11 protein-coding genes and 4 pseudogenes are annotated in these 12,736 nt (G+C 68.9%); 8 read left to right on the top strand and 7 right to left on the bottom strand.

The features are described 5' to 3' along the window. Positions 1–26 precede the first annotated feature (26 nt). The 5 genes and pseudogenes from ACFY1L_RS46925 to ACFY1L_RS46945 all read right to left on the bottom strand — a co-directional run bounded on the left by ACFY1L_RS46925 (position 27) and on the right by ACFY1L_RS46945 (position 3,983). Positions 27–1,268 carry an IS110 family transposase gene (locus ACFY1L_RS46925; RefSeq protein WP_388839941.1) on the bottom strand — a complete coding sequence of 414 codons (1,242 nt, stop codon included), beginning with the start codon at positions 1,266–1,268 and terminating at the stop codon, positions 27–29. A 233-nt stretch (positions 1,269–1,501) separates the two neighbouring features. Beyond that, positions 1,502–2,181 (bottom strand): annotated as a pseudogene (locus ACFY1L_RS46930) (transposase); the annotation flags it as partial. A 123-nt stretch (positions 2,182–2,304) separates the two neighbouring features. After that, positions 2,305–2,448, bottom strand: a pseudogene (locus ACFY1L_RS46935) (SDR family oxidoreductase); the annotation flags it as partial. Positions 2,449–2,682: 234 nt separating this feature from the next. Beyond that, on the bottom strand, positions 2,683–3,111 hold the full coding sequence (locus ACFY1L_RS46940) for a nucleoside deaminase (protein ID WP_388839944.1): 429 nt from the start codon (positions 3,109–3,111) through the stop codon (positions 2,683–2,685). Next, a complete protein-coding gene (locus ACFY1L_RS46945; RefSeq protein WP_388839947.1) occupies positions 3,108–3,983 on the bottom strand; it encodes a TIGR03619 family F420-dependent LLM class oxidoreductase in 876 nt (291 codons plus the stop codon). Before ACFY1L_RS46945 ends, ACFY1L_RS46940 begins: the two co-directional genes overlap by 4 nt. 95 nt (positions 3,984–4,078) lie before the next feature. Here ACFY1L_RS46945 and ACFY1L_RS46950 point away from each other — a divergent pair, with 95 nt between their 5' ends. The 3 genes from ACFY1L_RS46950 to ACFY1L_RS46960 all read left to right on the top strand — a co-directional run bounded on the left by ACFY1L_RS46950 (position 4,079) and on the right by ACFY1L_RS46960 (position 5,622). Next, positions 4,079–4,549, top strand: a complete 471-nt coding sequence (locus ACFY1L_RS46950; protein WP_388839950.1) for an Lrp/AsnC family transcriptional regulator — start codon at positions 4,079–4,081, stop codon at positions 4,547–4,549. Between the two features lie 187 nt (positions 4,550–4,736). Beyond that, positions 4,737–4,886, top strand: a complete 150-nt coding sequence (locus tag ACFY1L_RS46955) for a hypothetical protein (protein ID WP_388839953.1) — start codon at positions 4,737–4,739, stop codon at positions 4,884–4,886. Between the two features lie 31 nt (positions 4,887–4,917). Then, positions 4,918–5,622, top strand: a complete 705-nt coding sequence (locus ACFY1L_RS46960; RefSeq protein WP_388839956.1) for an ISAs1 family transposase — start codon at positions 4,918–4,920, stop codon at positions 5,620–5,622. A gap of 814 nt (positions 5,623–6,436) precedes the next feature. Here ACFY1L_RS46960 and ACFY1L_RS46965 read toward each other — a convergent pair. Continuing rightward, on the bottom strand, positions 6,437–7,669 hold the full coding sequence (locus ACFY1L_RS46965) for an MFS transporter (RefSeq protein WP_388839958.1): 1,233 nt from the start codon (positions 7,667–7,669) through the stop codon (positions 6,437–6,439). A 204-nt stretch (positions 7,670–7,873) separates the two neighbouring features. Beyond that, a complete protein-coding gene (locus tag ACFY1L_RS46970; protein ID WP_388839961.1) occupies positions 7,874–8,773 on the bottom strand; it encodes a LysR family transcriptional regulator in 900 nt (299 codons plus the stop codon). 221 nt (positions 8,774–8,994) lie between these two features. Between ACFY1L_RS46970 and ACFY1L_RS46975 the strand changes: the two are divergent. The 5 genes and pseudogenes from ACFY1L_RS46975 to ACFY1L_RS46995 all read left to right on the top strand — a co-directional run. Further along, positions 8,995–9,204: pseudogene (locus ACFY1L_RS46975) on the top strand (fumarylacetoacetate hydrolase family protein); the annotation flags it as partial. After that, entirely contained in the window at positions 9,201–10,193 is a 993-nt protein-coding gene (locus tag ACFY1L_RS46980) for a cyclase family protein (RefSeq protein ID WP_388839964.1), read from the top strand. The pseudogene ACFY1L_RS46975 and the gene ACFY1L_RS46980, both read left to right, overlap by 4 nt. A 22-nt stretch (positions 10,194–10,215) precedes the next feature. Beyond that, positions 10,216–11,343 carry an FAD-dependent oxidoreductase gene (locus tag ACFY1L_RS46985; protein ID WP_388839967.1) on the top strand — a complete coding sequence of 376 codons (1,128 nt, stop codon included), beginning with the start codon at positions 10,216–10,218 and terminating at the stop codon, positions 11,341–11,343. An 80-nt stretch (positions 11,344–11,423) separates the two neighbouring features. Next, positions 11,424–11,687: pseudogene (locus ACFY1L_RS46990) on the top strand (amidohydrolase family protein); the annotation flags it as partial. A gap of 4 nt (positions 11,688–11,691) precedes the next feature. Continuing rightward, the gene (locus tag ACFY1L_RS46995; RefSeq protein WP_388839970.1) at positions 11,692–12,624 is read left to right on the top strand and encodes a VOC family protein; all 933 of its coding nucleotides are present in this window, start codon (positions 11,692–11,694) and stop codon (positions 12,622–12,624) included. Positions 12,625–12,736 lie beyond the last annotated feature (112 nt).

A 12,736-nucleotide genomic window follows, 5' to 3' on the forward strand; every position in this document is an offset into this window, starting at 1 on the left:
ATAGGAGAACTGGGGAGTAGGAAAGTTCACGCAGGTGCGAGGCCGGATGTGTCGACTCCGAGTGCGCTCAGCTCGGCGATGAGGCGTTGCTGCCGTCGTTTGGCCTGGTGGGGGTCCTGTTGCCAGTGGCTGGGTCCGAGGTCCTGGTAGCGAGCGTCGTTGGTGAGCATGTGCCACATGGCGATGACGATCTTGTGCATGACCGCGACGAGTGCGCGTTTCTTGCCCATGCGTCTGATCAGCCGCCGGTAGTGAGCATAGAGATAGGTGCCCTTGGTGCGTGCTGCGGCGGCTGCCGTATCGCCGAGGCCGCCCTTGAGCCAGACGTTGCCGTGGGTCGTGGCGCCTGAGTAACTCCGGCCCGCTGATTGGTTGTTCCCCGGAGCCACGCCACTCCAGCTTGCCAGCGCGGCCGCAGTGGGGAATCGAGTCATGTCGACGCCCGTCTCTGCGATCACGACCTGCGCCAGGCGGGTTGAGATGCCGGGGATGGTGGTGAGGAGACTGTGCTGTCGGCGCATGGGTGCGGTTTCGGTCTCGATACGCCGGTCGAACGCCGCGGTCTGTGCGTCGATGGAATCGATGTGGGCCAGGGCCTGGGACGCCAGGAAGGCGTGGTGGTCCTCGAAACGGCCGGTCAGGGCCTCACGGAGGTCCGTCATCTTCGAGCGGGCCTTCCCGATGGCGAGGTCGGCCAGCACCGCCGGGTCGCGTTCACCGGCGATAAGGGCTTCGATCATGGCGCGGGACGACATGCTCAGTGTCTTGGTCAGCACGAGTGAGGTCTTGATGCCTGCGTCCTCGAGCACCTTCTCCAGCCGGTTCAGCGCGCGGGAACGTTCCCGGACCAGGTTGGTGCGCTGTCGGGTGAGGTCGCGGAGTCGACGGATGCGCGGGGGTGGCACGAAGGACGGAGAGACCAGCCCGTGCTGGGCCACTTGGGCGATCCACCGGGCGTCGGACACGTCGGTCTTACGGCCCGGTACCCGCTTGATGTCTCGGGCGTTGACCAACCACACCTCGAACTGCTCCTCGAGCAGGTAGAACACCGGTTTCCAGTAGTCCGCCGTCGCCTCCATGACCACCAGTTCGACGCCCTCTTCGGCCAGCCAGTCGGACAACAGCAGCACCGACCTGGTCATCGTGGAGAAGGAGCGGACCTCATCTCGGTAGCGACGTGACCCATGCGAGACGGGCCCACGGACGCAGGCCTTCACATCGCCTTTGGAAACGTCGAGTCCAGCGACTCTCTCGACCAGCACATCCATCGCGAACCACCATCTCGGAGACAGTTATCGCCAAACGACCCCGGCTTGGTGAGGGCACAGCCAACTTAAGAATCTGACTCGCGTGCTCAGAGGCAACAGTCCAGGGCGCCTGCCCCAGCCCTCGCGTCAAGCTTCCACACGGACTCAACCGCACCAAGATCCTTCGACGTCGCCCAAGCCGGGACCGCCGTCAGAATTTTTCCCCGGTCAAGGACGCCGCAAAGCGGCCCGGACAGCTTCCAGGTCTTCATTCGGGCAAAGACGTGCTCCACTCGTGCACGGACCTGCTTGTGTGAGCGGTTGTGCTCCCGCTTCCAGCCGGGTAGTTCCTCCCCATGGGTGCGGCGGTGCGGCATGATCAACCCAGTTCCTGGATAGCCCCATCAGCTATTACGGTCGTCCGGCCGACCGCAGCCTTGGCTCCCGATTCCTCCCACGCCTTGCAGTCGTTCCGGTTGCCCGGCAGTGGCCGTCCGACCACAACAACCAAGCGGGTGTCGGCGTCGATGACGACCTGGTGGTTGGTGGAGTATCGATAGTTCTTCAACTGCTCGGCCACCGTGTGGTCCCGGGTGGGCACCAACGTCCCATCGACGATCAGCACCGTGCCTCTCGCGAACCGACGTCGAGACGGCAGTGCCAGCAGTGGGCCGATGTGGCCGATGATCCGGTCGGCCGCCGACTTCGAAATCCCGAACACCAGGGCCAGTTGGCGCATGGTCAAGTTGGTGCGCCAGTAGGCCGCGACCAGGAGAATGCGGTCCTAAAGCGGCAGACCCCACGGACGCCCCAGTCGTGGTTTGGCTGCACTCTCGCGCTGCACCGTGGTCACCAACTTGCCGAAGCTGCGCGGGCTCAGCCCGGTGAACGGACCTATCCAAGACGGCTCCGACGCTGTGATCACACCAGCCACACCAAGATCATCTCAGTCGGGGCCAGCGGTTACGGGGCAACCTTTAGACCGGAGCCGAGTGAAAGCTGAAGAACCCCCGGAACCTCGTGGTTCCGGGGGTTCTTCTGCACGGTGATCGGGTTGTCTGCCGAGCCGTCCGCCGTCGACCGGAAGGATGGCGCCGCTGACGTACGCGGCAGCATCCGACGAGAGGAACACGCCCGCGCCGCCGAGGTCTTCGGAACGCCCCCAGCGGCCGGCGGGGATGCGATCGAGGATCGCCTTCGAGCAGGGCCTCGGCGTAGTCGCGTGACGCCCGGTTCGTGACGATCTGTCATTTCGGCGGTGGCCCCGGAATGTGACAGGCACAGCTTCCAAGATCATGGAGCTCTCAACGCCCCATGATCCGAGTGGAAGACCGTGCCTGCCGACGCATCATTGCTGATGGGTGTGGCTCCTTTGGAGGACGAGCGTACCCAGGTGCGTTCCGCTGGTGGCGGGCTCCGCTCCCGGGCCCGGCGGTCAGCGGTAGTAGGGCTCGACCGCGGCCCGTACCTCGTCGAGCAGCGCGGGGCCGTCCTGCGGCACGGGCAGTCGGCTGCTGCCCGGCCTGATGTCCAGGAGCTGTTCGTTGGACAGGGCGAACACCACTCGCTGCAGCCCTGCCCATTGGATGACGGCCTCGCACATCCCGCACGGCTGGCAGCTGGTGTACATCGTGGTGCCTGCCGCCGTCTGCGCGTCGAGCTCTCTTGCGGCCCACCTCGCCAATTTGAGTTCCGGGTGTGCGGTGACGTCGTTGTCGGTGAGGGTGGTGTTGTACTCCTCGGCCAGGATCGCCCCGTCCGGTCCTGCCAACAGAGATCCAAAGGGCGGGTTGCCGCTCGCGCGTGCCTTGGCCGCGAGCGAGATGGCCTGTCGGAGGAGGATGTGGTCGTCGGGTGTGGTCATGACTGCTCCATCGTGGTGCGGGATGGGGTGCCGGGCTCGTAGAAGTGTGCGGCCACGGTGGCGAGGGCCTGCCAGGCCGCCTGCGGGTGACACGTCGCGCGGGGGTCGCCCGGGTAGGTGTCGAGGACGACGGACTTGGCGCCCAGCAGCCGCAGTTGGTCGAGATCGTCCATGATCTGGTCGATGGTGCCCTCACCGGCGAGCCGTCCCGCTCCGTCGACCGGTTCCTTGGTGAGTCGCAGGGCGATGCGGGGAGCCAGGGCGGGCACGGGCAAGTGCTGCTCGTCCGCGTACGTTTCCAGCCTGCCCGCGGCTTCTCGCAGCCACGGCACGGTAGGGCGCAGCGGATGCCATGCGTCTCCGAGTCGTACGGCCCGGCGCAGCCCCGCGTCGCTGTTTCCGCCGACCCACACCGGGATCCGGCGCTCTCCGTAGGACGCGGTGTCCTTCCAGGCGGCCCGGAGGTCCCGCAGGTGGTCGTCGGTCAGCTGTCCGCGCTGTGAGAACGGGATGTCGAGGGCGGCGAACTCCTGCCGTGCCCAGCCCACTCCCACGCCGAGGACCAGCCGTCCGCCGCTCAGCTCATTCAGATTGGCCGCCATGCGGGCGGTGAGCAGCGGGTGCCGGTAGGGAGCGATGAGGACCGTCGTGCCGAGCTGGATACGGGTGGTGAGGCCGGCCAGCCAGGACAAGGTGGTGAAGGGCTCGTAGAAGGGTGCCGGATAGCGCTCGGCGACATCCGGCGTGATGGCTATGTGGTCCGAGATCATCAGTAGGTCAAAGCCCAGGCCCTCTACGGTCCGGGCCCAGCTGCGCAGCACCCCGGGGTCAGTGCCCGGGCCGAAATTGGGGACGTTCACTCCGACCTTCACAGGGCCCAACCCTAGGCAGGACGTATGGGTCCTCAGAAGGGATTCCCGCCTGTTCAGAGGCGGTTCAGCCGTGGATCCGCCGGTAAAATGGGCGTATGACCGAGAGTCTCGACGCGACGGACTGGGCGATCCTGACAGAAGTCCAACGGGACGGCCGGATCCCGTTCACCGAGCTGGCACGGCGGGTGAACCTGAGCGCGTCGGCGACCAAGGAGCGAGTGCGCCGACTCGAGGAGGCCGAGGTGATCACGGGGTACCGCGCGGAGGTGAACCCGGAGCGGACCGGTTACCCAGTGATGGCGGTGGTCCGGCTCAAGTACCCGGGGCCGGGAACCCGGCACGAGCCGCTGCGCCGGCTGCTGGAGGAGCGCCCGGAGATCCTGGAGTGCCTGCGCACCACCGGAGACGACTGCTACATCATGAAGGTGGCGGCCACGTCGATGGCCCACCTGGAGGAGATCGTCGACGAGCTGGCCGAGTTCGGGAGCACCACCACCAACCTCGTCCTCAGCCGGACGCTCCCGTTGCGCGGCCCGGGGGTGCCTCGGGGCAACACCGACAGGTAGGCGCGGATGCCACTCCACCGCCGGGGCCCGGCCTGGCGCCCAGCAGCGGCGACCGCCCCAAGCGACCGGGAAGACCATCGCCGTCGGGTCCAGCTCCTATTGAAGGGAGGTCCCACCGGCACAGACCTGCGGATTCACCAGTGGCAAAGCACCGGCTCAGCTCATCCCTCCAAAGGAGGTACACCCATTGCTGATCCCGCCTGCCCTTGACCAGCTCCGCGAGCATCCCGAGGTCGTGTCCGACGAGGTCCCGCGCCGGCTGGAGCGACTGGCTGAGGTGCCCGACGGCGGGACCCACGCGGCGTACGGCACGCTCTGGTTGCCGTGCTCGCGCTGACCGCGTGCGCGGTTTGGCGGGGGCGACCTCTGTGCCGGCAGTCAGCGAGTGGATCGCCGACGCCTCGCCGCACATCCTGGAACGCCTCGGCATACGCCTCGACCCATTGCTTCCAAAGCGGCTCCTGCCTGCGGAAACGATGGTCAGGAGGCTGCTGGCCCGCATCGACGGCGGCGCGCTGGATCGGGCGGTCGGACGCTGGATCGCCGACCGCCGCCCGAAGGTGACCGGGCTGCGCGGTCTCGCAGTGGACGGCAAAAGCCTGCGCGGCGCGGCCAAAGCGAACGGCCGCAAGACCCACCTGCTCGCCGCACTGGAGCACACCACCGGCCTGGTCCTGGCCCAGCTGGACGTCGGCGAGAAGACGAACGAGATCACCTGCTTCCAGCCGATGCCGGACACCGTCGCCGACCTGGCAGGAACCGTCGTCACCAGCGACGCCATGCACACCCGGCGCGAGCACGCCGACTACCTCCTCGACCGCGGCGCCCACTACGTGGTGATCGTCAAGCGCAACAGAAGAAGCTCCGCCGGCGGCTCAACTCCCTTCCCTGGAAGGAAATCCCGCTTCAGGGACGCACCCGGGGCATCGGCCATGGCCGGTCGGAGATCCGCCGGATCAACCCCGGTTCCGACCTGGACGTCGTACGCCGTCTGCTGCAGATCCACGGGTGCGGAACCGTGTCGGCCGGGACCGTCATCACGCCGAGCATGTGCCGGCGGCTCAACACAGTGAGTGCCCAGTGGATCGACCGGGGCCCACGCTCGTGAGGCCGTCCGTGAAACGGCACGGGGACTTCGAGCACCGTGCGCTGGTGCGACGACGTCCACGGCGGCCGCGGAGGCGGTTTCGGAGCGGTTGTGAGAGCGGCTCGCTGTGGAGGGGGCTTCTCCGTCGGTCGGCGGTGGCGTCGACGCCGGACAATGCGCGAGCGGCGAGCGAGTTCCATCAGCTGGGCTTGGTGTGGGTCGACAAGCTCCCGTTCGCGCCCTCCGCGGACCCGGCACCGAGGCGGCCGCGACGCGTGAGTGCTACCTGCAGCCGGCAGCGATGGACCTGCGGCAGGCGGTGGGACGGCTGCCCCTCTCGGTGGACCACCGGGGCGTCGTGGTGATCAGCGACCGCGAACTCGCCGACACGACTGCTTTGCGCCGAGCCTACCGCCAGGCCTTCCCGGAGTCGCTGGACCCGGGAACCGCTCACAACCGATCCGATCACGGGGGAGGCGGCGGGCGAAACGTCGTGACGATGGCGCAGGGATGGGAAAGTACCGCGCTGCCCATAGCCGCAGACAACGCCGAGGCGAAGCGGCACATGAGCGAACCGCTCGACGCCCTCGGGTGCGAGACCGTCGACGCGGGACCACTCGTGCAGGGCAGGCTGTTCGCACCGGGTACGCCCGCATACGGTGCTCCCTGCGCGGAGCTGCCCAGCGGGTCGTTCGGCTCTGTGGCGGCGGGCCCCGCCACAGCCGAACCGACGCGGACCTCTGTGACAAGGCTCTCCTCGCCGGTGAGGAAGCAAGACAACACACGCTTCCCGAGCCGCGCTACACCGCTTCGCCGAGCTGTGCCGCCGGTCGGCGGCTGCCGAGCAGCAGTCCGCCGGCCGTCAGGGCCGAAGCGAGGCCGAGGATGCCGACGGCCCTGGCCAGGCCCCCGGTGGCCGATTCCAGAGCGAGCAGGACGAGCGGGCAGATGAACTCGCCCGCGAAGAAGGCGGCCGTCCACAGTCCGGTGCCGCGGCCGCGGTCCGCGTAGCCCAGCCGGGACATGGCGATGGTCAGCAGTGAGGGCAGCAGCATGCCGGTGCCCAGGCAGTTGAGCACCGCACCGGCGATCACCACCACGGGGCTGCTCGCCAGGGCGATCACCACGAATCCGGCCGCGCACAGGGCGAAGACCAGGGGCAGCCTGCCGGCGGGGTTGCCTGCCAGTTTGGCGAAGACGACGGAGCCCGCCACCGTGGCGAGACTGGCGATCGCGGTGGCCAGGCCGATGATGCCGGTGGACTTCACGCCCAGGCCGTCGAGGAGGTAGGACATCTCGACGGGCACGGTGTAGAAGACCATCGCACCGAACACCGTGAGCGTGCAGATGCCCGCCAGCCGTCGCACGGGGAACTGCTTCTTCTCGGCCGCCGGCTCTTCGGGCGCCGCCGCGTTCTCCGGCCGGGGCTTGGACAGGACGGCGGCCATGGCGGGGGCCAGCAGCAGGCCGATAGCGTAGATCCAGAAGGGCGCGCGCCAGCCCGCCGAGCCGGCGGCGCCTCCGATGACGAAGAACGCGGTGGCGGAGACGGAAGCGCACATGGTCTGCAGGGCCAGATAGCGGTCGCGCACCCGGCCGCTGTAGTAGTCGCCGATCAACGTGGTGCAGCAGGTCATGATGGCCGCCTCGGTGACGCCGACCAGCGCCCGGCTGAACACGATGGCTTCCAGCGAGTCCAGCCACAGCGGAGCCGTACCGAGCAGCGCGTACAGCAGCGTCGCCCACACCAGGAGTCGTATCCGGCCGAGGCGGTCCACGATGACGCCCGCGAAGGGGGCCAGCAGGGCGAGCGCGAGCGCCGGGATGGTCAGGACGACGGGGACCAGGGTCTTCGCGCCGGGAACGGCAGCGAAGTGCTCCTGCATCTTCGGCAGGACCGGCGCGATCAGGACGGCCCCCAGCACGGGCAGACAGCTGCCGGCCATCAGCAGCATGGCGCGCAGCGGGCCCGCGTTCTCGGTGCTCGGGTGAGTGTTGTCGGTGGGCGAGGGCAGGGAAACGGGTCTGGACATGCCGAACTCCACGTGTGGTGGCAGGGTGGGGCGCCGTCCATGCTGTGGCTGTGCCACGCGGTGGGGCGCCGACGCATTCGAGGGATCGCGCCCAGGACAGCGCGTCAGGAACTGCCCCGACTATGAGCCAGCCCGCCGCCGTCGCCTAGCCTTCGCGCCATCGAACTGCCGGATCCCCTCATCCGCTCAGCGGATGGCCGGCCGTTACTCGGCCGACGCCACGCGCGCCGCCGTCTCCCGCAGCCAGATGTGCGCGGCGTCGCGGGTGTGGACGGGGTGCCACCACAGCGCCTCCTGCAGCGGTACGGATTCGTAGGGCGGTTTCATGATCCGTACCGGTGCGCTACCGCGGAGGCGTTCGGCGAGGAGTGCGGGGATGAGGGCGATGCGGCGGGTGCCGGCGACCAGGAAGGGCAGCGCCATAAAGCTGTCGACGGAGACGCCCACCCGTGGCTCGATGCCGAGCATGCCGAGTTGGCGGACCGCCGGGGAGTCGTAGGCGCGCAGGTACGTCACCCACGGCAGCCGTGCCACGTCGTCACGGGTGAGGTGATCGCCCACTTCGTGGTTGTCCTCGGCGACGAGGAACACCCAGTGGTCCTGGAACAGCTCGGTGGTGGGGAAACCGCTGATGATGCCGTGCGGCAGGATCATGCCGTCCACGGTGCTCAGCAACGCGCCCGGCTCCTCGACGATGCCGGCGGGGATCTGCGTGAAGCGCACGCGGATGCCGGGGGCGTCACGGTCGAAGGCCCGGGCGAGTTCGGCTCCGAAAACCGTCACCGAGTAGTCGGTGGCGGCGAGAGTGAATTCTCGCGACTCCACGGCCGGATCGAAGTCGGCCTGGCTGGTGAAGAGGCGTTCCAGCAGGCCGCACGCCGCCGTGGTGCGGTCGAGGAGGACCTCGCCCAGGGCCGTCAGCTCGTAGTGGCCGCCGACGCGGGCGAGCAGGTCGTCGTCGAACTGGCGGCGCAGCTTGGCCAGGGCGGCGCTCATCGCGGGCTGGCTCAGGCCGATGCGGCGACCGGCCCGGGTCACGTTGCGCTCCTCCAACAGCGCGCGCAGGGCGACGACCAGGTTGAGATCAAGGCTTGCCAGGTTCACGGCGCGCTCCAGCATGCGAGGACGGCGACCCGTCGCCATCAGCGGGACGGATGATCAGATCCACAGAATCTATTTCTCAGATCGGGCGAGTGCGGCCAGATTAGTCCCATCGCAATCAGGAGGACATGTTCGTGAAACCCGAAGCCACGTCCGTGCCTTTCGCCGGCCCCTACGCTCTCGGCACCCTCCCCGCCCCTGACGGGGTCCCGTTTCCCGCTCTCGTCGTCGACCCCGGTGACCTGCGCGTCACGCTGAAGCTGGATGGCGTGACCATGCAGGACGAGTCCACCAAGGACATGCTCTTCGGCGTCGTCCGCCTGGTGCCGTACGTCTCCCAGACAGCCCGGCTGCTGCGCGACGGCGACGTCATGGAGGGTTCGATCACCGGGCTGGGCGTGCAGCGCACCCGCTGTGTGGAGGAGGCGGCGTGAACCGGCACGACCCCGAGGGCGCGATCGCCGAGGCCGCCAAGGCCTACTCCAACTGGGGCCGCTGGGGCGAGGACGACGTGCTCGGCACCCTCAACTTCCTCGATGAGAGCAAGCGCCGTGAAGGCGCCGCGCTGGTCCGCCGAGGCACCAGCTTCTCCCTCTCGCAGCGTTTCGACATGAACGGCCCGCAGAAGGGCTGGCGGCGGCGCACCAACCCGGTGCACACCATGCTCGACACCGGGACCGACGCGGCCCTCGGCAACCAGGGCTTCCCGCACGGCATCGGCGGCGCCGACGACATGATCGCGATGCCGTTGCAGTGCTCCACCCAGTGGGACGGGCTCGGGCACATCTTCGATCACGGCAGGGCGTGGAACGGGCGGGCGGCCGAGAAGGTCGTCACCTCCGACGGAGACCTGGTCACCGGCATCCAGCACATGGCGCCGTACGTCGCCGGGCGCGGCGTCCTGCTGGACGTCGGACGGGTGATCCGTGACCGTGGGGGCACCTCCCGCTCCAGCGCAGCCGAGAGCGGAGGAGAGTTGCCCGACGGGTTCGCGATCACCGAGGAGCACCTGGCCGCGACCGCGGAGGCGCACGGGGTGACCGTCGGCCGGGGCGACATCGTGGTTGTCCGCACCGGTCACCTCACCCGCGCCCGGCGCGACGGCTGGGGCGACTACGCGGGCGGACCGGCACCCGGCCTGTCCTTCACCACTGCCGGCTGGCTGCACCGCACCGAGATCGCCGCGATCGCCACCGACACCTGGGGCTTCGAGGTCCGGCCGAACGAGTTCGAGAACGCCTTCCAGCCCCTGCATCAGGTCGTCATCCCCAACATGGGCCTGCTGATCGGTGAGATGTGGGACCTCGACGCCCTCGCCGAGGACTGCGCTGAGGACCGCGTGTACGAGTTCTGGCTCACCGCCGCTCCCCTGCCCATCACCGGAGCCGTCGGCTCACCGGTCAATCCCATAGCCGTCAAGTAGCCCACGGGACAAGGGAGTTCCCATGACCACAGCCAGGAGAGTCCTCGTCATCGGCGGCGGCTTCGCCGGCAACACCGTGACGATCCTGTTGCGCCGCGCCGGTCTCACCGTCGACCTCGTCGAGGCCAAACCGGACTGGAACGCCACCACCGGCTCCGGCATCACCGTCCAGGGCAACGCCCTGCGCGTCCTGCGTGAACTCGGTGTCTGGGAGCAGGTGGAGTCCTCCGGCTTCCCCTTCGGCTCGCTGGGCATCACCGCCCCGGACGGCACCCTCCTGCACGTCGCCGAGGACATCAAGACCGGCGGGGAGGACCTGCCCGCCACCCTCGGCATGCGGCGCCCCCAGCTCCAGCAGATCCTCATCGACGCGGTCCGCGCCTCGGGCGCCACCGTCCGCCTGGCCACCACCGCCGAGATCCTGGACCAGGGCACGAAGGGCGTCCTGGTGCGCTTCAGTGACGGCACCGAGGGCCGCTACGACCTGGTCATCGGCGCCGATGGCCTGGGCTCGGCCACCCGCGCGGCCATCGGTATCACCGACAAGCCCGAACCCACAGGCCAGGCGATCTGGCGCACCCCCGCCCCGCGCCCCGCAGACGTCACCCGCACCGACCTGACGTTCGGCGGCCCCGCATACACCGCGGGGTACTGTCCGACCAGTGAGAGCACCCTCTACGCCTACGTCGTCGAGGCGTGCCGCGGCCGTGACGCGATCCCGCCGGGGTCGTACGCGGACGAGATGCGCCGCCTCGCCGACCAGTACGGCGGTGTCTGGCCCGAGATCGCCAAGCACATCACCGACCCGGGGAAGATCAACTACACCTGGTACCACCGGTTGCTGGTCGAGGGCTCCTGGCACCGCGGCCGGATCGTCCTGATCGGCGACGCCGTCCACTGCTGCCCGCCCAGCCTCGCGCAAGGGGCGGCCATGTCGCTGGAGGACGCCCTCGTCCTCGCCGAGCTGCTGACGAGCGGACGGGACTGGGACGACGACCTGTTCCAGAGCTACTACGAGCGCCGCATTCCCCGGGTGCGGACCGTCGTCGACGCGTCCGTGCAGCTCGGCCAGTGGCAGCTGGACGGAGTGCGCGGCGATGTGCTGGGGCTGATCGGCCGGTCCATGACCCTCCTCAAGGCGCTCCCGTGATGCGGCCCACCGTGGATGTGCACGCGCACGTCCTGCTGCCCGAGGCCGAGACCCTGGCAGCCGGCCTGCCCGGGCTCGCGGCGGCCCGCTCCGACGCGGGCTGCGCCCACCCGCCCGGCAGCTACCTCAAGCGGCTCTACTTCGACTCACTCGTCCACGCTCCCCACGTTCTGCGTGCGCTCATCGCCGCCGTAGGTGCCGACCGGGTGCTGCTGGGCTCCGACTACCCCTTCGACATGGGCACCGAGGACCCGGTCGGCGCCCTGCGCGCGGCCCGGCTGCCCGACCCCGACTTCCACGCCGTACGAAGCAACAACGCGGCCGCCCCCCTCCGGAAGGACTGACACCATGCGCCTGCTCACCCACCTGCGGCACGTCGATCTCGCCGTGCCCGACTACGACGAGCAACTCGACTTCTACTCCGGCGTCTGGGGCCTGACCAAGGTCGCCGAGGACTCCGGCATCTCCTTCCTGGCCGCCGAGGGCAGCCCGGAGCAGTACGTCGTACGCCTGCGCAAGGCCGACGAGAAACGGCTCGACCTCGTGTCGTACGGCGCCGCGAACCCCGGGGACGTCGACACGCTCGCCGAGCAACTCCTCGCGGGAGGCGTGCAGTTGATATCGCGGCCGGGCAAGGTGGACACCCCCGGCGGCGGTTACGGCTTCCGCTTCTTCGACGTCGACGGGCGCACCATCGAGGTCTCGGCGGACGTCGAGGTACGACAGCACCGCAAGATCGAGGAGAAGGAGTCGATCCCGGTCAAGTTGTCACACGTCGTCCTCAACTCCCCCGATCTGAACCGGACCCGGGAGTGGTACGAGACCCACCTCGGTTTCCGCCTCTCCGACACGCTCTGGCATCCCCGCATGGGGGAGGCCATGCACTTCATGCGGATCAGCTCCCAGCACCACTCCATGGCGATCGCGCAGGGCCCGCACACCGCCCTGCACCACGTCTCCTTCGAAATGCGCGGCATCGACGAGTACATGCGCGGCACCGGCCGTCTGCTGCGGGCCGGTGTCCGCAAGCTCTGGGGCCCAGGACGCCACACGGCGGGCGACAACACGTTCACGTACTTCCTGGACCCGCACGGCAACACCGTCGAGTACACGACGGAGCTGGAGATCCTGGACGAGGACACCTGGCACCCGCACGTCTACGACTTCTCCAAGCCCGACATCGCCGATCAGTGGGGTACGGCCAACGCGATGAACGAGCTCGTCGCCAAGGAGTCGTTCAACGACGTCGACCGCGGCGTGTTCGTCGCCCCGCCCGTCTGATCCCCCGAATCCCGGGGGCGCGGCGGCCCCGTCAACCGCCCTGACTGCCCGTGCCGCGTCCCCTGCCCGCTTCCCGCGGCCGTCGAAGCCGTCGAAGTCCTCGAATTCCCGA

Source organism: Streptomyces sp. NPDC001663 (genome assembly GCF_042893105.1).
Classification (GTDB): domain Bacteria; phylum Actinomycetota; class Actinomycetes; order Streptomycetales; family Streptomycetaceae; genus Streptomyces.

Excerpts from the sequence above, each read along its gene's own strand:
- ACFY1L_RS46925 (WP_388839941.1), bottom strand. The coding sequence starts at position 1,268 with ATGGATGTGCTGGTCGAGAGAGTCGCTGGACTCGACGTTTCCAAAGGC.
- ACFY1L_RS46940 (WP_388839944.1), bottom strand. The coding sequence starts at position 3,111 with ATGACCACACCCGACGACCACATCCTCCTCCGACAGGCCATCTCGCTC.
- ACFY1L_RS46950 (WP_388839950.1), top strand. The coding sequence starts at position 4,079 with ATGACCGAGAGTCTCGACGCGACGGACTGGGCGATCCTGACAGAAGTC.
- ACFY1L_RS46965 (WP_388839958.1), bottom strand. The coding sequence starts at position 7,669 with ATGTCCAGACCCGTTTCCCTGCCCTCGCCCACCGACAACACTCACCCG.
- ACFY1L_RS46985 (WP_388839967.1), top strand. The coding sequence starts at position 10,216 with ATGACCACAGCCAGGAGAGTCCTCGTCATCGGCGGCGGCTTCGCCGGC.
- ACFY1L_RS46995 (WP_388839970.1), top strand. The coding sequence starts at position 11,692 with ATGCGCCTGCTCACCCACCTGCGGCACGTCGATCTCGCCGTGCCCGAC.